We start from the raw sequence: 20,086 nt of genomic DNA, 5'->3' as shown, positions 1-20,086 counted from the left end.
GCGCCGCGCAAGAAGCCGCATCCAATGAGGCTGGCCAACGCGCTCGGTGTGTCTGGCGCGCAGTTCAGCCGTCTACGGCCAATTCGCGGTGGCGGACCAACACATTACCATGCGCGCGGAAGTACGTGGCAAGCCGTTCTGCGATGTACACCGAACGATGCTGGCCGCCCGTGCAGCCGATCGCGACGGTCAGGTAGCTGCGGTTGTCTGCGATGAAACTCGGCAACCACTTTTCCACGTAGGCGCGAATATCCTCTGCCATTGCAAGGACCATCGGCTGGCTTTGCAGGAAATCGATGACGGGCTGGTCGCGGCCGGTGAGGGGGCGCAGTTGCGTGTCGTAGTACGGGTTGGGCAGCGAACGCACGTCGAAGACGAGATCAGCATCGGTCGGCACACCATGCTTGAAGCCGAACGATTCGAACATCAACGTGATGTCATGCGGCTCGTCGCTGATGAATTCCTTGATGTACGCGCGTAGGGCATTCGTGCGCAGCGTGCTGGTGTCGATGCGATGGGCCGGATCAGCAAGCGGGCTCAGCAGCTCGCGTTCCATTTCGATCGCTTCGATGAGCGAGGTGTCCAGGCCCCTGGCGGCCGCTTGCACGTTTGCGGCGGTGTCAGGGCGGCCGTTACGGATCGACAGCGGATGCCGACGGCGCGTCTCGGAATAGCGCTGCACCAGCGCGTTCGTGCTTGCTGTCAGGAACAGCATGCGCACGTCGTGTTCCTTGCGCAGCACGGTGACCGTCTCGGGGACCTTGCGCAGCGATTCACGGCTGCGGATGTCAGTGGCCACGCCCAGATGCGTATAACCCTGGTCCGCCAGGTAGCGCGCCAGTTCGGGAATGAACTGCGCGGGCAGGTTGTCGACGCAGTAGTAACCCGCGTCTTCGAGCACGTTCAGGGCGACCGATTTCCCTGAACCCGACATACCGGTGATGAGAATGATCCGCATGCCGCGAGGATAGCATCCCTGTATTGCAAAGCAGCGACCAGTAAAAAAGGCGACCGATCTGGCCGCCTTTTTTTACGAAGCTAAAGGAATGCTCAGCTCTTCGAGAGGCACTCTTTCTGGGCGTTCTTGTAGGCGTCGCCCTTCTTGCCCTTGTTGGCCTTAGAGCACGCCGCCATCTTTTCCTGCTGCGTCATCGGCTTGGCGGCAGCGGCCGGCTTGTCAGACAGACAGCCTTTCATGAAAGCCTTGCGCTCGTCGCCCTTCTTGCCGGCGGCGTCCATGTTGCATTGCTTCATCTTTTCTTGCTGCGAATTCTTGGCTGCCGGAGCGGCTGCAGGTGCGGCCGGCGCGGCTGCCGGTGCGCTGCCTTGGGCGAAAACCTGGCCAGCCAGGAACGGGAGCGCGAGGGCGCAAGCGGCAATCAGTTGTTTCATCGTCGTGTTCTCCTTGGGTACCGTCAGAAGAGCGGGCGAAGACGGCCGCCGCGCTCGCGATGAACGCCGCCGCGTGCGTGCTCGGCGCATTCCCCTCCCACAACGGAGAGGTCGCATGTCGGGTTGACGTTTCCCATCAAAAACTAGGGTAAAACCGGCCCGATAGCGAAACTTTGTGGCGACTTTGTTAAAGCAGGCGACCCTGAGGCGAGTGCGAGGCAGCTTCGGCCTGCATGGCGGCGCGCTGGCGGTCCATGAAGTCGCGCAACGTATCGATGCCGCGCAGACGCAAGATCGTGTTGCGCACGGCGGCTTCGACCAGCACGGCCAAGTTGCGGCCGGCTGCCACCTGGATCTTCACCATGTGAATGGGCAAGCCGAGCACATCGAGGTACTGCGAATCGAGTGGCAAGCGCTCGAACTCGCCATCGTTGCGACGCACGAGCTGGACGATCAGCTTGATCTTCATCTTCCGGCGCACCGCCGTCTCACCGAAAATCGTCTTGATGTCGAGCAGGCCCAGACCGCGCACTTCCAGCAGATTCTGCAGCAGCGGCGGGCAGCGGCCTTCGATAAAGTCCGGCCCGAGGCGAACGAAATCGACTGCGTCATCGGCCACCAGACCGTGGCCGCGCGAGATCAGCTCTAGGCCCAATTCGCTTTTGCCCAGGCCAGAATCGCCCATGATCAGCACGCCCATGCCGAGGATGTCGAGAAACACCCCGTGCATCGTCACGCGCGGTGCCGAGATGCGCGACAGATACAGGCGCAGATGATCAATGACCGCAGCCGACGAAATCGGCGACGTGAACAGTGGCGTGGACGAGCGGGTGCAGCGCAGTTCCAGATCGGGCGGCGGATCCACGCCATCGGCCACGACCAGGAAGGGCGGCTCAAGCAGGATCAGCTCGCCCATCTGCCGCTTGCGGTTTTCTTCCGACAAGCGCTGGTAATAGGTGATCTCGGGCTTGCCGAGCACCTGGATGCGATTCGGGTGGATAAGGTTCAAGTGCCCGACCAGGTCGGCAGCAGATGTCGCTTCCTTGGCGAAATCCACGTCGAACGCGCGGTCCGCGCCCTCCAGGCCGGCGACCCACGACAGCTTCAGATCAGCTGCGTTGTCGTCAAAGATCGATTGGGCGATGACGCCGGTCAGTTCCATAGCAGGGCACAGTGGTGCCGACGGGGCATAGCGCGTTCGCAATAGGTTGCGCTTGCCACCGATTGCGCTGCGATCAGGGCCGCCAGTCGGTCAGTAGCTGGTGAATCGCCTCGGGCGACGGCAGGGTGGCGAGGCCTTCGCGCATGTCTCGGTCGGACAGCAACTGGGCGATTTCAGAGAGGATTTCCAGATGCTGCTGGGTGGCCTGTTCGGGCACCAGCAAAAAAATCAGCAACGAGACGGGTTTGCCGTCCGGTGACTCAAAAGGCACCGGCTCGGACAGGCGCATGAATGCAGCCAGCGGTTGCTTGAGCCCCTTGATACGGCCATGCGGGATCGCCACGCCGGCGCCCAGACCCGTGGAACCAAGCGACTCGCGCGCAAACAGGTTGTCGGTGACGACTGCGCGCGTCACGCCGTGGTTGTTCTCGAACAGCAGGCCGGCCTGTTCAAATACCCGCTTTTTGCTGGTTACGCTGACGTCGAGGGCAATGTTCCCGGGCGGCAGCAGTTTGGCCAAGCGATTCATGTGCAATGCGTGAAATGAGCGGCGTCCTTCTGCACCAAGATGGCGCGCGGACAATGGGGTCATTATAGACCACGTGCCGCGCGGCTTTGTGCGGCGCACCAGCGGCGCACCGCGTAGGGCAGAGAAGCGAATCCCCCAGGGGCTGCGATCAGCCGATGCCGGCAATGTGCGCGCGGCATCGACCCTGTTTTTGCCAGCATCGCGCCAAAAACCGCGCCACGCCAGCATTCATACTTTCGTCAGATTTTAGCCCGACTTAAATCCGTTGCAATCGGATTCGTCACGAATGCACCACGGCATAAAAAAACCGCGCCAACTTGGGGCGCGGTTTTTGCGGTGCCGTCCTGCTATTGCTGCATCTGCACGGCCTGGAGGGCTTGGTGCTTCATGCTGTCACGATCGTGCCCTTGCACGCGGTCCTTGTACTTGATCACTTGCCTGTCCAGTTTATCGACGAGTAGGTCGATGGCCGCATAAAGATCTTCATGGTGTGATTCGACGAAGACGTCCTTACCCTTGAGGTGCAAGTTGATTTCCGCGTACTGACGCCGATCCTTCTCCTTGTGGTTATCGACCGATAGCAACACGCTGACGCCAATCACCTGATCGAAGTGCCTGATCACACGCTCCAGTTTCGTTTCCACGTACTCACGCAAAGCGGGCGTGATGTCCAGGTGGTGTCCACTGAGTTTGAAGTTCATAGCGGTTCTCCTTCTCAAGATGAGCCGCACCGGAACTGCCCGCGATGCGGCTATAAAGACTTGCGCAAATTCACTGCAGGGATCTTGAGGGCTTCGCGGTATTTGGCCACCGTCCGACGGGCCACCACGAATCCTTGTTCACCTAACAGCTCGGCAATTCTGCTATCGGACAGAGGATTCTTCGGGTCTTCGGCTCCTACAAGTTGCTTGATGAGCGCGCGTATCGCAGTGGATGACGCAGCCCCGCCGGTTTCCGTCGATACATGGCTGCCGAAGAAGTACTTCAACTCGAACGTCCCCATCGGGGTCGCCATGTATTTGTTGGTTGTCACACGGGAGATCGTGGACTCGTGTAGACCCAGTGTATCGGCTATTTCCCGCAAAACCAAGGGGCGCATGGCGATTTCGCCGTGCGTGAAGAAGCTCTTTTGACGCTCGACAATGGCTTGCGAGACACGCAGGATCGTATCGAAGCGCTGCTGAATGTTCTTGATCAGCCAACGTGCTTCCTGCAGCTTCTGCTGCAGATTGGCGGCACCCGATTCACCGCGGCTGCCGCGCAGGATTTGCGCGTACATGTCGTTGATGCGCAGGCGCGGCATGACATCAGGGTTCAGTTGCGCCATCCAGCCAGCGCTCGTCTTGCGCACGATCACGTCAGGCACTACGAAATCCGCCTCAGCGCGGCCGAATGCATGACCCGGGAACGGTGTCAGTGAACGAATCAGCTCATGCGCTGCTTTCAGTGCGGGTTCGTCGACGGACAGTGCCTTCTTCAGACGCGTGTAGTCGCGCGCGGCCAGCAGTTCGAGATGCTGATTGACGATGATGAGCGCCAGCGCTTTCGCAGGCGAATCGAGCCGATGCAATTGCAGTGACAGGCATTCAGCAGCTGAACGTGCGCCGACGCCGGGCGGGTCGAAGCTCTGCAGCATGCGCAGCGTGGCTTGCAGTTCGTCGAGCTCGACTTCGAGTTCGGCGGGCAGATCCGCGAGGATTTCGTCGAGTGTGCCGGCCAGATAGCCTTCGTCGTCGAGCGACTCGATCAGGAAAATGACGAGGCCCTTGTCGCGCATCGACAGCTTGAGCGGCGCGAGTTGCTCCATGAGGAATTCGCGCAGGCTTTGTTCGGCCTCGCGCAATTGCAGCGGGGCGCGGTCGTCTTCGTCGGATTGCGGTTTGCGGGCGAAGTCGTCAAGGCTCCAGTCGGAACGGTCGGAGCCGTAATCGCTGTCGAAATCGGCGCCGCTGTCGTGGCTGTTCTCGTAGCTGCTATCCGAACTGTCGCTGCTCTCGGCACCGTTCGGTGCGGGCGGAGGCGATTCGGTGGGCAGGGGCGTGGCGCTGTTGCTTTGCAGTGCGTTCACGGAGCCGTCCGCGCCAATGCGCGCGGAGGTGTCGAGCCACTCATTTTCCCGCTCCAGCAGCGGGTTCTCGGTCAGGGCCTGCTCAACTTCTTGCTGCAGTTCGATAGTCGACAACTGCAGCAGTCTGATCGATTGCTGCAACTGCGGCGTGAGCGCGAGATGCTGGGAGAGACGGAGCTGGAGCGACTGTTTCATGCGGGCTATTCTATGCCCAACACTCGGTCGATGGAACGGATTTTGCTTTAAGGTGCGGCTTTGCCACGTCCTTAAGGCGTAAGCGTGCAGCGTGGCTTACATCCGGAAGTTATCGCCCAGATACACCTTGCGTACATCCTCGTTTTCGATGATCTGTTCCGGCATGCCTGCAGCCAGCACGGTGCCTTCGCTGATGATGTACGCGTGATCGCAGATGCCCAGCGTTTCTCGCACGTTGTGATCGGTGATCAGCACGCCGATATTGCGGTCTTTCAGGAAGCTGACGATGCGTTGAATCTCGCCCACCGCGATTGGATCGACGCCGGCAAACGGTTCATCGAGCAGGATGAAGCGCGGCGACGAGGCCAGCGCGCGGGCAATCTCCACGCGGCGGCGTTCACCACCCGAGAGCGACAGCGCAGGGTTGTCGCGCAGGTGGGCGATCTGCAAGTCGTCGAGCAGGCCATCGAGGCGGCGGTTGACTTCGTCTTGCGAGAGCTTCTTGCCGTCCTGCTCCTGCAGCTCGAGCACCGCGCGGATGTTTTCCTGCACGTTGAGCTTGCGGAACACCGACGCTTCCTGCGGCAAATACGACAGGCCCATGCGCGCGCGCTGGTGGATCGGCAGGCGGCTGATGTGTTCGCCATCGAGCACGATGTCGCCGGCGTCCAGCGCCACCAGGCCGACGATCATGTAGAACGAGGTCGTCTTGCCCGCGCCGTTGGGGCCGAGCAGGCCGACCACCTCGCCACTTTTAACGTCAAGCGACACGTCCTTGACCACCGTGCGCGTGCCGTAGCGCTTCTTCAGATGGCGGACGACCAGCGTGCTGGAAGTCGTGGCCTGCGGCGCTGCAGTTTTGGGGGCGAGGGTGGTGGCGGACATAAGCGAAACAGAAAAGACAGGCGGTGCGGATCAGGGCTTGGCGGCCGGGCTGGATGCCGGCGCGGCAGGCGTGCTTGTGCGCGGTGCGAGAACGGCGCGCACGCGGCCCGACGGGTTGGCGGAGGTGGCGTTTTCCGCGCCGCCCGAGGCCGTGTAGAACTCCTTCTGACCGTCGTATGTGATCACGGCGCCGCGGATCTCGTCGAGCTGCGTCGCGCCTTGCAGGCGCTCCATGCGTGCGCGGGTGATCAGCTTGGAAATCTCTTGCTTGCCGTCGTATTCGATGCGCTCGCCCCAACCCTGGATGTATTCGTCGACGTTGTCCCGCTTCTGGCGAATGAAGGCCAGGTTGCCGGGCTTGGACGTGGCGACGGCGTAGTTGTAGCCCTCAGGATCGGTTCGCAGATCGGCCTCGTCTGAGCGCAGCACCATGGTGCCCTTGGTCAGCACTACGTTGCCGGTCAAGTGGTAGACCTGCTTCAGATCGTCGTAGCTGGCGTTGTCGGCTTCGAGCACGAGCGGCTTGTCGCGGTCGGCGCGCTCGGCGTGCGCGGGCAGGGCCGGGAGCAGCAGCGCAGCGAGGATGGCGAGGCCGGCAGCACGGAGGGAATCAGTCATGGGGATCACGTCGGAGAAGGGCGCGGTCGGTGGGCGTAGTCAGGTGTCGGGGGCAGAGTTTACTGCTTTGGCGCCCCAAGCCCTTCGATTCGGCCGCGCACATTGCCCAGCAATTGTACTTGGCGCGTCACGTTGTTGAAGGTGAGGCCGTTGGCGTTCATGATCGACGGCCCTCGGTGCAGCTCGACCGGCTTGTCGGTGCGCACGATATCGTCGTTGAGCAACACCTGGAAGTACGTCGAATCGGCCGTCATCAGCGGGTCCTGGCGGGCGTCGGGTCCCTGCGCGCGGATGACCTTGGCGTTGTTGTAGAGATCGATGATGGTGCCGTCGCCGTTCATCTTGCCGAGGTCTGCACGGGCGGTGACCTGCGGGCGGTCGGGCGCATACACGCGCAGCGCGGGATACGTGACGTCGTAGGTCAGGTCGTCCTCATAGTGATTCATGTGGACGCCGGTGAAGCGGTATTTGGTCGTGCCGGTCTCGTCCAGCGCGGTGGCCGAGATGCCGTCCATCGTGTAGTCGGCGATGTGGCGCTTGGGCTGGGTGGCGGCTTCGTCGGTTTGCGGCGTGTTGACTTGCACGAGCAGGAACGTGACGCCGCAGACGATCGCCATCAGCAGAATGGGCAGCCCGCGCAGCATGACCTGCAGCACGGTGGAGACGAGGCGTTGGGAGCGTTCGCTGGCCATGGAGTCAGAAGGATTGCGGGGCCTGCAGCAGTTGCGCAAGCAGGTCGTCGTAGGCGCCTTGGGCCTTGAGGATCAGATCGGCGACTTCGCGCACTGCGCCGCGTCCGCCCGTGGCCTGGGCTACATAGTGGGCGCGGCTGCGCAGTTCGGCATGGGCCTGGGCGGGGCAGGCGGTAAAGCCCACCATCGTCATCACCGGAAGGTCGGGCCAGTCGTCGCCCATGTAGCCGGCGTCGGTGGCCTGAAGTTGCGTGGCGGCCAACAAATGGGCAAATGCCTCGCGCTTGTCGGATACGCCTTGGTACAGATGTTCGATGCCGAGTTCCCCGGCGCGCCAGGCCACGATCTCGGATTGCCGTCCGCTGATGATGGCCGTGGTGACGCTGGCCTGTGCCAACAGCTTGATGCCGTGACCGTCGAGCGTGTCGAACGCCTTGCTGATCTCACCCTCAGGGCCGACCAGCAGACGGCCGTCTGTCAGCACGCCATCCACATCGAACACCATCAGACGCACGCGCGCGGCGCGTTCCATTGCCTGCGGAAAGCGAGCGTCGATGTTGCTGTGAACTGGATCGGCCGGGGTGGTCATCAGCGGCGTGGGCGGGTCAGATGACCTTGGCCCGCGTCAGGTCGTGGATGTGCAGGGCGCCGACCAGCAGGCCGGCGGCATCGACCACCAGCAACTGGTTGATGCGGTGCGTTTCCATGACTTCGACGGCTTCAACGGCGAGCTGGTCGGGACCGACCGAGCGCGGGTTGCTATGCATGACCTCGTGGATGGGCACTGTGCGCCAGTCGCGCGGGGTTTCGAGCAGGCGGCGCAGGTCTCCGTCGGTGAACACGCCCACGGCGCGGCCTTGCGCATCGACCACGGCGGTCATCGCCATGCCCTTGCGGGTGATTTCCATCAGCGCCTGTGACAGCGGCGTGTCTTGGTTCACGCGGGGGATGGCGTCGCCGGCGCGCATGACGTCACGCACGTGCGTCAGCAGCTTGCGGCCGAGCGAGCCGCCCGGATGCGAGCGCGCGAAGTCTTCGGCACCGAAACCGCGTGCGTCGAGCACGGCCACAGCCAGCGCATCGCCCAGCGCGATCTGCGCCGTGGTGCTGGCGGTGGGGGCAAGGTTCAGCGGGCAGGCTTCGACATCGACGTGCGAGTTGAGCACCACGTCGGCGTGCTTGCCGAGCGAGGACGCCGGGTTCCCCGTGACGGCGATCAGCTTGGCGCCCATCCGCTTGACCAGCGGCAGGATGACGTTCAGCTCCGACACTTCGCCGGAATTGGAAAAGCCAATGAAAACGTCGTCGCGGGTGACCATGCCGAGATCGCCATGGCTGGCTTCGGCCGGGTGCACAAAGAAGGCTGGTGTGCCGGTTGAGGCCAGCGTGGCGGCAATCTTCCGGGCGACATGGCCGGATTTGCCCATGCCGGACACAACGACGCGGCCAGTGCAGCCAAGCACCATTTCGACCGCGCGCGCAAAGTCGGCGGACACCTGGGTTTTGAGGCCGAGTACGGCTTGCGCTTCGATGTCGAAGGTTTGCTGCGCCAGCGCAAGCGCTCGATCCGGATTGAAATTCGCTATCATGGCGGCGAAGTATAACAACGATTGACACTGGCCCTGATTGGCTGCCGTTCGTTCTGGCATTGCATTTGGGCTGGCTTTGCGGGGAGTCGCGGGGCGTGCGGGCGCTCCGTTTTGCTGCGCCGCCGCATTCAGCTTTCAAATCACTTTTCTGCCCGTCGCCACGCCGTCATTTTTTTGCTCTGCGGCGTCTCGCGTATCGCGTTCTTCGTTTATATCCTGGCATCGGTCTTGCAGCGCCTGCGTGCTCGCTTGCGCACGCACCGTCCTGATGCGCGGCATCTGGCCCTCCTGTCCAACCTCTTTCGATTGGTTTTTCGCGTCGCATGCATTCGCCGCTGGAACTCACCCTCGTGTTGCTGGCCGCCGTCGTGATCGGCGTGGTGTTGTTCCGGATGCTGCAACTGCCGCCGATGCTGGCGTACCTCGTGGTGGGCGTCCTCATCGGGCCGAAGGCGACCGGGCTGGAATCCGATACGGCGCAGACGCGCTACCTGGCGGAATTCGGGGTGGTCTTCCTGATGTTCTCGATCGGGCTGGAGTTCAACCTCTCCAAGCTGCGTTCGATGCGGCGGCTGGTGCTGGGGCTCGGGGCGTCGCAGGTGGGGTTGACCATCCTGCTCACGATTCCGGTTTCGATGGTGCTGTCCCACTGGTACCCGCTGTCGTGGCAGGCAGGACTGGCGTTGGGTGGCGCGTTGGCCATGTCGTCCACGGCCATCGTCTCGAAAATGCTGGCCGAGCGTCTGCAGCTCGAGACCGAGCATGGCCGCAACATCATCAGCGTGCTGCTGTTCCAGGATCTGGCGGTCGTGCTGCTGCTGATCGTGGTGCCGTCATTGGGTAAGAACCCGACGGACCTCGTGCTCGCGCTGTCCATTGCCGCGCTCAAGATTACCGTCGCGCTAGTGCTGATCCTGTTCCTGGGGCAGAAGCTGCTGTCGCGCTGGTTCCACCTCGTGGCGGCGCGACGCTCGCAGGAGCTGTTCATGCTGAACCTGCTGCTGGTCACGCTGGGCATGGCGGCGCTGACGGAGCGGCTGGGCCTCTCGATGGCGCTGGGCGCGTTCCTGGCCGGCATGCTGGTGTCGGAAACGCCGTACAAGCTGCAGGTGGAAGAAGACATCAAGCCGTTCCGCGACGTGCTGCTGGGGCTGTTCTTCGTGACGGTCGGCATGCTGCTGGACCCGCGCGTGGTCTTCGAGCACTGGGCGCTGGTGCTGGGGCTGGTGATGGCGCCGGTGCTGTTCAAGTTTGTGCTGATTGCGTTGCTGGCACGTGCCTTTGGTTCGGGAGGCGGCGCGGCGATCCGCACGGCGCTCGGGCTGGCGCAGGCCGGTGAGTTCGGTTTCGTGCTGCTCAACCAGATTGACGGCATGAGACTGATTGACCCGCTGCTCGGCCAAGCGATCCTGGCGGCGATGCTGCTGTCGATGCTGCTCGCGCCATTCCTGATCCAGTACAGCGACGTGATCGCCATGCGGCTGTCGCGCACGGACTGGCTGATGCAATCGCTGGCCATGACCAAGATTGCCGCGCAGAGCATCGCCACCGAGCGCCACGTCATCATCTGCGGCTACGGGCGCAGTGGCCAGAACCTGGCGCACATGGTGGAGCAGGAGGGCATCGGCTATGTCGCGCTCGACCTGGACCCCGACCGCGTGCGCGAAGCTGCGGCTGCGGGCGAGCATGTCGTCTACGGCGATGCGGCACGGCGCGAATCACTGGTGGCCGCCGGTATCCACCGCGCAGCGGCGGTCGCCGTTACGTATGCCGATACGGCGTCCGCATTGAAGGTGCTGCACCACGTGCAGGCGCTGGAGCCGACCCTGCCCGTGATCGTGCGCACCATCGACGATGCCGACCTGGATCGGCTGCAGCAGGCTGGCGCCACCGAGGTCGTCCCCGAAATCATCGAAGGGAGCCTGATGCTGGCCTCGCACGCGCTGGTGCTGCTGGGCGTGCCGCTGCGCCGCGTGGTGCGGCGTGCGCAGGAGATGCGTGACGCACGCTACAGCCTGCTGCGCGGCTACTTCCATGGCCAGGATGACGAGGAAGACATGCTCGAGCGCGACGCTGTGCGCCTGCATTCTGTGCCGCTGGCAAAGGGCTCGCCTGCCATCGGCCATAAGCTTGGCACGATGGGGCTGGAGACGTTCAAGACGTCGGTCACGGCGATCCGGCGCCAGGGCATTCGCGCACTCGATCCCGATCCAGACACGGTGCTGGAGCTGGGCGATATCGTTGTGCTGCGCGGCACCCCCGAGGGGCTGCAGATGGCCGAGGAACGGCTCTCGCCGCGTTGATGCCAGCGCTTACTTGATGAACGCTTCCAGCAGCGGCCCGCGCGAGCGGCGCGGCGGTGGGGCATCGGCCATGTTGGCCGGCAGGCCATCCAGCACCGCCGTGGCATCGAGCGAACTGATCGACACCCGTGTATCGGCCGGAATGCGCCCCTCCTGCTTCAGCATCAGATAGCGCAGGCAGCAGACGCGCAGGAACGACGCGAAGTTCGCCACCTCGCCGCGACGCTCGAACAACTCGTCATAGAGCTTGCTGATGAGCTGGTTGACCGTCAGGCCGTCGCGCTGGCCAATCTCTTCGAGCACCTCCCAGAACAGGCACTCCAGCCGCACGCTGGTCGCCACGCCGTGCAGGCGTAGCGAACGCGCGAGGCTATCGTAGGAATGGGGATTGGCGCGGATGAAGATTTCGCACATGGCCGGGGGCTCCTGGGGCGCCCGGCGTGCGGGCAACCGGATCAGTGTAGAACCCGCGTGCCCAGGACTTCAAGAAACTGTGCCAACCACGCCGGATGTGCCGGCCAGGCGGGCGCCGTGACCAGCTTGCCGTCGGTGTGGGCCTGGTCCACGGGGATGTCCTTGAAGGTGCCGCCTGCCGCCGTGACTTCCGGGCCACATGCCGGATAGGCCGAGCACGCCTTGCCTTCCAGCACGCCCGCCGCCGACAGCAACTGCGCACCGTGGCAGATGGCCGCGATGGGTTTGTCCGCATGGGCAAAGTGCCGCACGACATCAAGCACGCGGGCGTTCAGTCGCAGGTATTCGGGCGCGCGGCCGCCGGGCACGACAAGTGCGTCATACGTTGCCGGGTCGACGTCGGTGAAGGTGGCGTTGACGGTGAAACGATGGCCGGGCTTTTCGGAGTACGTCTGCGCGCCTTCGAAATCGTGAATGGCGGTCGCGACGGAATCGCCAGCGCGCTTGTCCGGACAGACGGCGTGCACCGTGTGGCCGACCATCTGCAGCGCCTGGAAGGGGACCATGACTTCGTAGTCCTCCACATAGTCGCCGACCAGCATCAGAATTTTCTTTGCCATTGTCGTGTCTCCTGTATGGTTGGGGTTTGCCCATTGTGGTTCGGCGCCATTCGGCCCGGGTGGTAACCCATTACCGCAGACCACGTTTCCTGCTTTCCGTTTTTGCCATGAACCAAGTTCCCCCTCACCAGGCGGCGCTGCTCACGCCGTCGTCCATTCCCGCTTCTACCGAATTGGGCGATGTATCGCGCTACCTGCGCGACCGCATCCGCACGGTGCCGGACTGGCCGCAGGCCGGGGTGATGTTTCGCGATATCACGCCGCTGCTGCAGGACCCGAAGAGCCTGCGCGTGCTGGTGGACGTATTCGTCCATCGCTACATGGGGCAGGGGCTGAACCTGGTGGCGGGCATCGATGCGCGTGGATTCATCCTCGGCTCGATCGTGGCGTATGAGCTGAACTTAGGCTTTGTGCCGATCCGCAAGAAAGGCAAGCTGCCGTTCGACACCGTGGCCGAGGAGTACATGCTCGAATACGGCAGCGCGACGGTGGAAATCCACGCCGATGCCTGCAAGCCCGGAGATCGCGTCCTGTTGATCGACGACCTGATCGCCACCGGCGGCACCATGATGGCCGGCAAGCGCCTGCTTGAACGGCTGGGCGCGACGGTGGTAGAGGGCGCGGCGATTGTCGACCTGCCCGAATTGGGCGGCTCGCAACTGCTGATCGACGGCGGGCTGCCGCTCTTCACGGTCTGCCGCTTTGATGGGCACTGAGCAGGCACCCGCTGCCTTTGCGTGATGCGCCAGCCGCATAGGCTCATGTGACAAAAATATGACGTTCTACTGCCGCGCGCAGTAGCATGATCCTTTCCATTTCCCCTGCGCCCCGGGAGACGTCGATGCCCCACGTATTGCTGTTCCTGCTGACCTCGATTGCCATCACGGTGATGCCCGGGCCGGACAACCTGCAAGTGATCGCGCGCGGCGCAAGCCAGGGCCGTAAGGCGGGTTTGTCTGCGGCGGCGGGGTTCGCGTCGGGCTGCCTCTTTCATACGACGCTGGCGGCGCTCGGGCTGGCCGCAGTGCTGCAATCGTCCCCTGTGGCGTTCCAGGCGATCCGCTGGCTGGGTGCGGCGTATCTGATCTGGCTGGGCATCCAGGCCCTGCGCAGCAAGGGCAGCATCGGCGCGAATCATGCTGAAGCGCAGGCGGCCCCAGACCTCTGGCAGGTGTATCGCCAGAGCGTCTTTGCCAATTTGCTCAACCCGAAGGTGACGCTGTTCTTCGTGGTGTTCCTGCCGCAGTTCGTCGATGCGCAGGCCGGTCATGCTGCGTTGCAGATGTTGCTGCTGGGCGGCGTGTTCATGGCGCAGACCATCGTCGTGTTCAGCCTCTACGGTTGGTGCGCGGCCGCGCTGGGCGGCTGGATGCGCCGCACGCCGCGTGCCTCGCTGTGGCTCGACCGGGTGAGCGGCTGTATTTTCATCGGGCTGGGGCTGCGGGTTGCCCTGACCAAATAAGCAAGACTGCGCGGCATCAATGATCACCCTGCTTAAGCTGCTTTCCGGCGTCGCCCTGTTGGTATGGGGCACGCAAACCGTCAAGGTCGGCATGTTGCGCCTGTACGGCGCAGACTTGCGCCGCCTGTTGTCGCGCAGCGTATCGAACCGATTCTCTGCACTGCTGGCCGGCATTGGCGTGACATGCCTGGTGCAGAGCAGTAACGCCACGGCCACCATCGTCGGGGCGTTTGTTGCGCAAGGGCTGATGGGCGTGTCGTCGGCGCTGGCAATCCTGCTGGGTGCCAACGTGGGCACCGCCATCATGGCGCAGATATTTGCGCTGGACTTGTCGTGGCTGTCGCCGCTGCTGATCTTCTTTGGCGTGATCCTCCATCTGTCGCGCAAGGGCAGTGCGGTGGGGCACTTTGGGCGGGTGCTGATCGGCCTGGGCCTGATCATGATGGCGCTGGAGCTGATCTCGGTCGCGTCGAGCCCGATGGTGGAAGCCAATGCGCTGCGCGTGCTGCTGAGCTCCTTCTCGTCAGACACCGGCCTGAACATGCTGATTGGCGCAGTGCTCACGCTGCTGTGCTATTCGAGCCTGGCGGTGGTGCTGTTCTGCGCGACGCTGGCGACGTCCGCGGCGGTGTCGGTCAAGGTGGCGTTTGCGATTGTGCTGGGCGCCAATATCGGCAGTGCCGTGGCCGCATTGGCGACCACGCCGTCATCGAGCCAGGCCGCACGCCGCGCAACGCTCGGAAACTTGCTTTCGCGCATGCTGGGTGCCGCGCTGGCGCTGCCCTTTCTGGACAAGCTGGCGGAGTGGGCGCCGCACGCGGGCGTCGCACCACAGCACGTGGTCGTGGCGTTTCATGTGGTGTTCAACGTGGCGTTGGCGGTGCTGCTGATCGGCTTCACCGATACGATGGCGCGCCTGTGCGCGCGCATCCTGCCGGGCGGCGCGCATATCGACGATCTCGTTGCGCCGCGTTATCTCGATCCTTCGGCGCTGGCCACGCCAACGTTGGCGTTGGGCAATGCGGCGCGCGAGGTACTGCGCATCGGCGATCGCGTTGAGCACATGCTCGACAACACCCTGCGCGTGCTCAAGACCAACGACGTACGCCTGCTGCAAACCACCCGCGCCATCGACGACGAGGTGGATGCGCTTTACACCGCCATCAAGCTTTATCTCACGCAACTGAGCCACGAAGCGCTGGACGCGCGCGAGGGCAAACGCTGGGCCGACATCATCTCGCTCACCATCAACCTGGAGCACGCTGGCGACATTCTCGACCGGCTGCTGCAGGATGTGCGCGAGAAGAAGATCGCCCACAAGCTGGCCTTTTCCGAGGCCGGCATGGAAGAGCTGGAAGACATGCACGCACGCCTCGTCACGAACCTGAAGCTGGCGCTATCGGTGTTCCTGACGGGGGACCTGCGCAGCGCGCAGAAGCTGATGCTTGAGAAGGCGCACTTCCGCGATCTGGAGAAGCGCTACTCGCGCAGTCACCTCACGCGAGTGTCCGCCCAGACGGCCGAGAGCATCGAGACCAGCTCATTGCATCTGGACATCATCAGCGATTTCAAGCGGTTAAATTCGTTGTTCTGCGCGGCCGCGTATTCCGTGCTGGATGAAGCCGGGGCGCTGAACCGCAGCCGCATGAAAGACGCGGATGACGTGGAGACCGAGACGGCGCCAGCCGGCCACTGACGCCCGCATGCTAAAAAAAAGCGCAGCCGAAGCCGCGCTTTTTTGTTGCCGGATGACCGCGCTCACTTCCGCTTGAGCAGCGGCGCGAGGTATTTGCCGGTAAAGCTTGCCTTGCTCTTCGCCACATCCTCGGGAGTGCCCTTGGCGATGATCTGCCCACCGCCGGCACCGCCTTCGGGCCCGAGATCTAGCAGCCAGTCCGCCGTTTTGATCACGTCGAGGTTGTGCTCGATGATCACGATCGTATTGCCGTGATCGCGCAGCTTGTAAATGACCTTCAGCAGCAGCTCGATATCGTGGAAGTGCAGGCCGGTGGTCGGCTCATCCAGGATGTAGAGCGTGCGGCCTGTGTCTCGCTTCGATAGCTCCAGCGACAGCTTCACGCGCTGCGCCTCGCCGCCCGACAGCGTGGTCGCCGATTGCCCCAGCCGGATGTAGCCCAGGCCCACATCCAGCAGCGTCTGCAGCTTGCGGCGCACCACGGGCACCGGCGCGAAGAACTCGTGCGCCTGCTCCACCGTCATCTCCAGCACTTCGGTGATGTTCTTGCCCTTGTAGAGCACTTCCAGCGTTTCACGGTTGTAGCGCTTGCCGTGGCACACGTCGCATGGCACATACACGTCGGGCAGGAAGTGCATCTCGACCTTGAGCACGCCGTCGCCCTGGCACGCTTCACAGCGGCCGCCCTTGACGTTGAAGGAGAAGCGGCCGGGGTCATACCCGCGCTCCTTGGCCGACGGCACGCCGGCAAACAGCTCGCGGATCGGCGTGAACAGGCCCGTGTAGGTGGCCGGGTTCGAGCGGGGCGTGCGGCCAATCGGCGATTGGTCGACGTTGATGACCTTGTCGAAATGCTCCAGACCGTCGATGCGATCGTGCGCTGCGGGCTCCGGCGTCGAGCCGTACAGATGGCGTGCCACCGCGTGGTAAAGCGTGTCGTTGATCAGCGTCGACTTGCCCGAACCCGACACGCCCGTGATGCACGTCAGCAGCCCCACCGGAATGTCCGCCGACACATTCTTCAAGTTGTTGCCGCTGGCGTTGATGATGCGCAGCCAGCGCTCTTCATCGGGCGCCGTGCGCTGCTTGGGCACCTCGATGCGGCGCTTGCCCGACAAGTAGTCGCCCGTCAGTGACGCCGGCGATTGCTCGACTTGCTGGGGCGTGCCCTCCGCGATGATCTGGCCGCCGTGCACGCCAGCACCGGGGCCGATGTCGACCACGTAGTCCGACGCGCGGATCATGTCTTCATCGTGCTCCACCACCAGCACCGAGTTGCCGAGATCGCGCAGGTGCTTGAGCGTGCCGATCAGTCGATCGTTGTCGCGCTGGTGCAGGCCGATGGATGGCTCGTCCAGCACGTACATCACGCCGGTCAGGCCCGAGCCGATCTGCGACGCCAGCCGGATGCGCTGTGCCTCGCCGCCCGAGAGCGTATCGGCGCTGCGCTCCAGCGACAGGTAATCGAGCCCGACGTTGTTCAGGAAGTTCAGGCGCGCGGTGATCTCCTTGACGATCTTGTCGGCAATCTCGCGCTTGGCGCCGTGCATGTTCAGCGTCAGGAAATACGTAAGCGCATCGCGCAGCGGCCAGCCGTTGATCTCGTAGATGCCGCGTGCCTGCTCGGCTTCGCCAATCTTGACGAAGCGCGCTTCGCGGCGGAGGCGGGTGCCGTGGCACTCCGGGCACTGCTGGTTGTTCTGGTACTTGGCCAGCTCCTCGCGCACGGCGATGGAGTCGGTCTCTTTGTAGCGCCGCTCCAGGTTGGGGATGATCCCCTCGAACGCGTGCTCGCGCACCGTGGTCTTGCCGCGCTCGTTGATGTACGTGAACGGAATCTGTTGCGTGCCCGAGCCGTGCAACACGACCTGCTGGGTCTCAGGCGGCAGGTCTTCAAACGCGACATCGATGTCGACGTCGTAGAACGCCGCCAGGCTCTGCAGCATCTGGAAGTAAAACTGGTTGCGGCGGTCCCAGCCCTTGATCGCCCCCGAGGCCAGCGACAGGTTGGGGAAGGCCACCACGCGCTTCGGATCGAAGAACGTGATCTGGCCCAGCCCGTCGCAGTGAGGGCAGGCGCCCATCGGGTTGTTGAACGAGAACAGTCGCGGCTCCAGCTCCTGCAGCGAATACGAGCAGATCGGGCAGGCGAACTTGGAGCTGAAGCCGTGTTCCTTGCCCGTGTCCATTTCCAGCGCGATGGCGCGGCCGTCTGCCAGGCGCAGCGCAGTTTCGAACGACTCGGCCAGGCGCTGCTTGAGTTCGGGGTTGACCTTCACGCGGTCGACGACGACCTCGATCGAATGTTTGTCGTTCTTCTTGAGCTTGGGCAGGTTGTCGACTTCGTAGACTTTCGCTTCAGCTTCGTGCGCGGTACCGCCGCCCGAGCGGATGCGAAAGCGCACGAAACCCTGCGCCTGCATCGCTTCAAACAGGTCGACGTGCTCGCCCTTGCGATTGGCCACCACCGGCGCCAGGATCATCAGCTTGGTGTCCGCCGGCAGCGCCAGCACGGCATCCACCATTTGCGACACGCTTTGCGCTTCCAGCGGCTGTCCGTGGTCGGGGCAATAGGGCGTACCGGCGCGCGCATACAGCAGACGCAGGTAGTCGTGGATCTCGGTAACGGTGCCGACTGTGGAGCGTGGGTTGTGGCTGGTGGCCTTCTGCTCGATGGAAATGGCCGGCGACAGACCTTCGATCAGGTCAACGTCGGGTTTTTCCATCAGTTGCAGGAATTGCCGGGCATACGCCGACAGCGATTCCACGTAGCGCCGCTGCCCCTCCGCATACAGCGTGTCGAACGCGAGCGACGACTTGCCCGACCCCGAAAGCCCGGTGATCACGATCAACTGGTTGCGCGGCAGATCGAGGTTGATGTTCTTCAGGTTGTGGGTGCGGGCCCCACGAATCTTGATTTCGTCCATGTGCGGCTGAGTGCTGCTGAATGCGGCGTCGGAGTGCAGACCGCCTGCGGCAATCGGCGGGAGGCGTGGAAAAGGGTAAGCCTGCTAATATACCGAACTTCGGTTTTGCTGGTATCTGCTCCCAGATGGGGCAAGCCGTGAAACCGTTCAAGTGTCCTTGTCGCCGCTTTTTTCTGGTTTTCGCGGCGGTTTTCGCACCATGTCCTCCGCCTCCCCATCCATGACTTCCGCTTCCGGCCGCATGAACGGCCTTGAGCTGCGCGCGGCCGCTTCGCTGGCCGGCATCTTCGCGCTGCGCATGTTGGGTTTGTTCATGATCATGCCGGTCTTCGCGGTATTCGCGAAAACGCTGCCCGACGGCAACAACACCCAACTCGTCGCCTTCGCCATCGGCGTATATGGCCTCACGCAGGCGGCGCTCTATATCCCCTACGGCTGGCTGTCGGATCGCTTCGGACGCAAGCCCGTCATCGTCACAGGGCTCGTCATCTTTGCGGTGGGCAGTCTGGTCGCGGCGTTTTCGCACAGCGTCGCCGGCATCGCCGTGGGGCGTGCCATCCAGGGCGCGGGCGCGATCTCGTCGGCGGTGATCGCCTTCGTGGCCGATCTCACGCGCGAGGAGCATCGCACCAAGGCCATGGCCATGATCGGCGGCAGCATCGGCTTGTCGTTTGCCGTGGCCATCGTGAGTGCGCCAATCATCTTCCGCTGGGTCGGCATGCCAGGTATGTTCACGGCGATTGGCGTGCTGGCCATCGTCGCCATCGGCGTGGTGGTGTGGGTGGTGCCCAACCCGCCGCGGCCGCCCGAGCATGTGAAAGCGCCGTTCCGCGAAGTTTTGCGCAACCCTGAACTGCTGCGCCTGAACTTTGGCGTGTTCGCCCTGCATGCCACGCAGACGGCGTTGTTCGTCGTGCTGCCGCACATGCTGGAAGCCGCCGGCCTGCCTGTCGATTCGCACTGGAAGATCTACCTGCCGGTGATGGGCGTGTCGTTCGTGCTCATGGTGCCGGCCATCATTGCCGCTGAGAAGCGCGGCAAGATGAAGATCGTGCTGCTGTCGGCCGTGGCGCTGGTGATGGTGGCGCAAGTGGCTCTGGGCGAGGTCAATCCGACACTGAGCGCGCTGGCGATCGCTCTGCTGGTCTACTTCCTCGGTTTCAACGTGCTGGAAGCGTCGCAGCCGTCGCTGGTGTCGAAGTACGCGCCGGGCGTGCGCAAGGGCGCGGCCATGGGCGTGTACAACACGACGCAGGCGCTGGGCCTGTTTGCGGGCGGAGCTGGCGGCGGCTGGATTCTGCTGCACGCGGGGCAGCATGCTGTATTCCTAAGCTGCGCTGCGCTGGTTTTTGCCTGGCTTATAATTGCGAGCCCCATGCAGATGCCGGCGCTGCGCCGACACTAACCCGGGCCCACGGCGGCATCACTTCAATTACCTTCGGAAACTCATCATGGCGTCCGTCAACAAAGTCATCATCGTCGGCAATCTCGGCGCCGATCCTGAAACGCGTTACATGCCCAGCGGCGACGCTGT

20 protein-coding genes are annotated in these 20,086 nt (G+C 63.4%); 6 read left to right on the top strand and 14 right to left on the bottom strand.

Features of this window, described 5'->3' with window-relative positions:
* Positions 1 to 64 precede the first annotated feature (64 nt).
* The 11 genes from rapZ to ACCD03_RS22345 form a co-directional block, all read right to left on the bottom strand.
* On the bottom strand, positions 65 to 958 hold the full coding sequence (gene rapZ, locus ACCD03_RS22395; RefSeq protein ID WP_045202509.1) for an RNase adapter RapZ: 894 nt from the start codon (positions 956 to 958) through the stop codon (positions 65 to 67).
* Between the two features lie 92 nt (positions 959 to 1,050).
* Positions 1,051 to 1,392: a PsiF family protein gene (locus tag ACCD03_RS22390; protein WP_045202510.1), complete on the bottom strand. Its 342-nt coding sequence runs from the start codon at positions 1,390 to 1,392 to the stop codon at positions 1,051 to 1,053.
* 187 nt (positions 1,393 to 1,579) lie between these two features.
* The gene (gene hprK / locus ACCD03_RS22385) at positions 1,580 to 2,554 is read right to left on the bottom strand and encodes an HPr(Ser) kinase/phosphatase (RefSeq protein ID WP_004633393.1); all 975 of its coding nucleotides are present in this window, start codon (positions 2,552 to 2,554) and stop codon (positions 1,580 to 1,582) included.
* A 73-nt stretch (positions 2,555 to 2,627) separates the two neighbouring features.
* Positions 2,628 to 3,083, bottom strand: coding sequence for a PTS IIA-like nitrogen regulatory protein PtsN (gene ptsN, locus ACCD03_RS22380; RefSeq protein WP_012761097.1), 456 nt, complete (start codon positions 3,081 to 3,083; stop codon positions 2,628 to 2,630).
* Positions 3,084 to 3,430: 347 nt separating this feature from the next.
* The gene (gene hpf, locus ACCD03_RS22375) at positions 3,431 to 3,784 is read right to left on the bottom strand and encodes a ribosome hibernation-promoting factor, HPF/YfiA family (RefSeq protein ID WP_024976714.1); all 354 of its coding nucleotides are present in this window, start codon (positions 3,782 to 3,784) and stop codon (positions 3,431 to 3,433) included.
* 50 nt (positions 3,785 to 3,834) lie between these two features.
* Positions 3,835 to 5,346, bottom strand: coding sequence for an RNA polymerase factor sigma-54 (locus ACCD03_RS22370; protein WP_413412922.1), 1,512 nt, complete (start codon positions 5,344 to 5,346; stop codon positions 3,835 to 3,837).
* A gap of 96 nt (positions 5,347 to 5,442) precedes the next feature.
* Complete coding sequence (lptB, locus tag ACCD03_RS22365) at positions 5,443 to 6,231, bottom strand: LPS export ABC transporter ATP-binding protein (RefSeq protein ID WP_199026767.1); 789 nt, start codon at positions 6,229 to 6,231, stop codon at positions 5,443 to 5,445.
* 30 nt (positions 6,232 to 6,261) lie between these two features.
* On the bottom strand, positions 6,262 to 6,849 hold the full coding sequence (gene lptA / locus ACCD03_RS22360; RefSeq protein WP_253536225.1) for a lipopolysaccharide transport periplasmic protein LptA: 588 nt from the start codon (positions 6,847 to 6,849) through the stop codon (positions 6,262 to 6,264).
* A gap of 59 nt (positions 6,850 to 6,908) precedes the next feature.
* Positions 6,909 to 7,541 carry an LPS export ABC transporter periplasmic protein LptC gene (lptC, locus tag ACCD03_RS22355; RefSeq protein ID WP_045202514.1) on the bottom strand — a complete coding sequence of 211 codons (633 nt, stop codon included), beginning with the start codon at positions 7,539 to 7,541 and terminating at the stop codon, positions 6,909 to 6,911.
* Positions 7,542 to 7,545: 4 nt separating this feature from the next.
* Positions 7,546 to 8,130, bottom strand: coding sequence for a KdsC family phosphatase (locus ACCD03_RS22350; protein ID WP_045202515.1), 585 nt, complete (start codon positions 8,128 to 8,130; stop codon positions 7,546 to 7,548).
* Between the two features lie 16 nt (positions 8,131 to 8,146).
* Entirely contained in the window at positions 8,147 to 9,130 is a 984-nt protein-coding gene (locus ACCD03_RS22345; protein WP_045202517.1) for a KpsF/GutQ family sugar-phosphate isomerase, read from the bottom strand.
* A gap of 323 nt (positions 9,131 to 9,453) precedes the next feature.
* On the opposite strand from ACCD03_RS22345, the gene ACCD03_RS22340 reads away from it, so the two are divergent.
* Positions 9,454 to 11,433 (top strand): monovalent cation:proton antiporter family protein, encoded by a 1,980-nt coding sequence (locus tag ACCD03_RS22340; protein WP_045202518.1) that lies wholly within the window; start codon positions 9,454 to 9,456, stop codon positions 11,431 to 11,433.
* 9 nt (positions 11,434 to 11,442) lie between these two features.
* Here the strand turns inward: ACCD03_RS22340 and ACCD03_RS22335 are convergent, their stop codons facing one another.
* On the bottom strand, positions 11,443 to 11,847 hold the full coding sequence (locus ACCD03_RS22335; protein ID WP_045202519.1) for a ribbon-helix-helix domain-containing protein: 405 nt from the start codon (positions 11,845 to 11,847) through the stop codon (positions 11,443 to 11,445).
* Positions 11,848 to 11,888: 41 nt separating this feature from the next.
* A complete protein-coding gene (locus tag ACCD03_RS22330; protein ID WP_413412921.1) occupies positions 11,889 to 12,467 on the bottom strand; it encodes a DJ-1/PfpI family protein in 579 nt (192 codons plus the stop codon).
* Between the two features lie 107 nt (positions 12,468 to 12,574).
* Between ACCD03_RS22330 and ACCD03_RS22325 the strand changes: the two genes are divergently transcribed.
* The 3 genes from ACCD03_RS22325 to ACCD03_RS22315 all read left to right on the top strand — a co-directional run bounded on the left by ACCD03_RS22325 (position 12,575) and on the right by ACCD03_RS22315 (position 15,625).
* Positions 12,575 to 13,183, top strand: a complete 609-nt coding sequence (locus ACCD03_RS22325; protein ID WP_413412920.1) for an adenine phosphoribosyltransferase — start codon at positions 12,575 to 12,577, stop codon at positions 13,181 to 13,183.
* Between the two features lie 125 nt (positions 13,184 to 13,308).
* Positions 13,309 to 13,929: a LysE family translocator gene (locus tag ACCD03_RS22320; RefSeq protein WP_316677865.1), complete on the top strand. Its 621-nt coding sequence runs from the start codon at positions 13,309 to 13,311 to the stop codon at positions 13,927 to 13,929.
* A gap of 19 nt (positions 13,930 to 13,948) precedes the next feature.
* Complete coding sequence (locus tag ACCD03_RS22315) at positions 13,949 to 15,625, top strand: Na/Pi cotransporter family protein (RefSeq protein ID WP_413412919.1); 1,677 nt, start codon at positions 13,949 to 13,951, stop codon at positions 15,623 to 15,625.
* A gap of 62 nt (positions 15,626 to 15,687) precedes the next feature.
* Here the strand turns inward: ACCD03_RS22315 and uvrA are convergent, their stop codons facing one another.
* Positions 15,688 to 18,552 carry an excinuclease ABC subunit UvrA gene (gene uvrA / locus ACCD03_RS22310; protein ID WP_045202524.1) on the bottom strand — a complete coding sequence of 955 codons (2,865 nt, stop codon included), beginning with the start codon at positions 18,550 to 18,552 and terminating at the stop codon, positions 15,688 to 15,690.
* A 241-nt stretch (positions 18,553 to 18,793) separates the two neighbouring features.
* Between uvrA and ACCD03_RS22305 the strand changes: the two genes are divergently transcribed.
* Both ACCD03_RS22305 and ACCD03_RS22300 read left to right on the top strand, forming a co-directional pair.
* Positions 18,794 to 19,957 (top strand): MFS transporter, encoded by a 1,164-nt coding sequence (locus tag ACCD03_RS22305; RefSeq protein WP_253536473.1) that lies wholly within the window; start codon positions 18,794 to 18,796, stop codon positions 19,955 to 19,957.
* 46 nt (positions 19,958 to 20,003) lie between these two features.
* On the top strand, positions 20,004 to 20,086 hold an 83-nt coding region (locus ACCD03_RS22300; RefSeq protein ID WP_413412931.1), incomplete at its 3' end, for a single-stranded DNA-binding protein.

Origin of the sequence: Ralstonia sp. Ralssp135 (assembly GCF_047304345.1) — a bacterium.
Classification (GTDB): domain Bacteria; phylum Pseudomonadota; class Gammaproteobacteria; order Burkholderiales; family Burkholderiaceae; genus Ralstonia; species Ralstonia chuxiongensis.
Note: the sequence above shows the minus strand (reverse complement) of the source record. Positions and strands in the feature narration are given on the sequence as shown.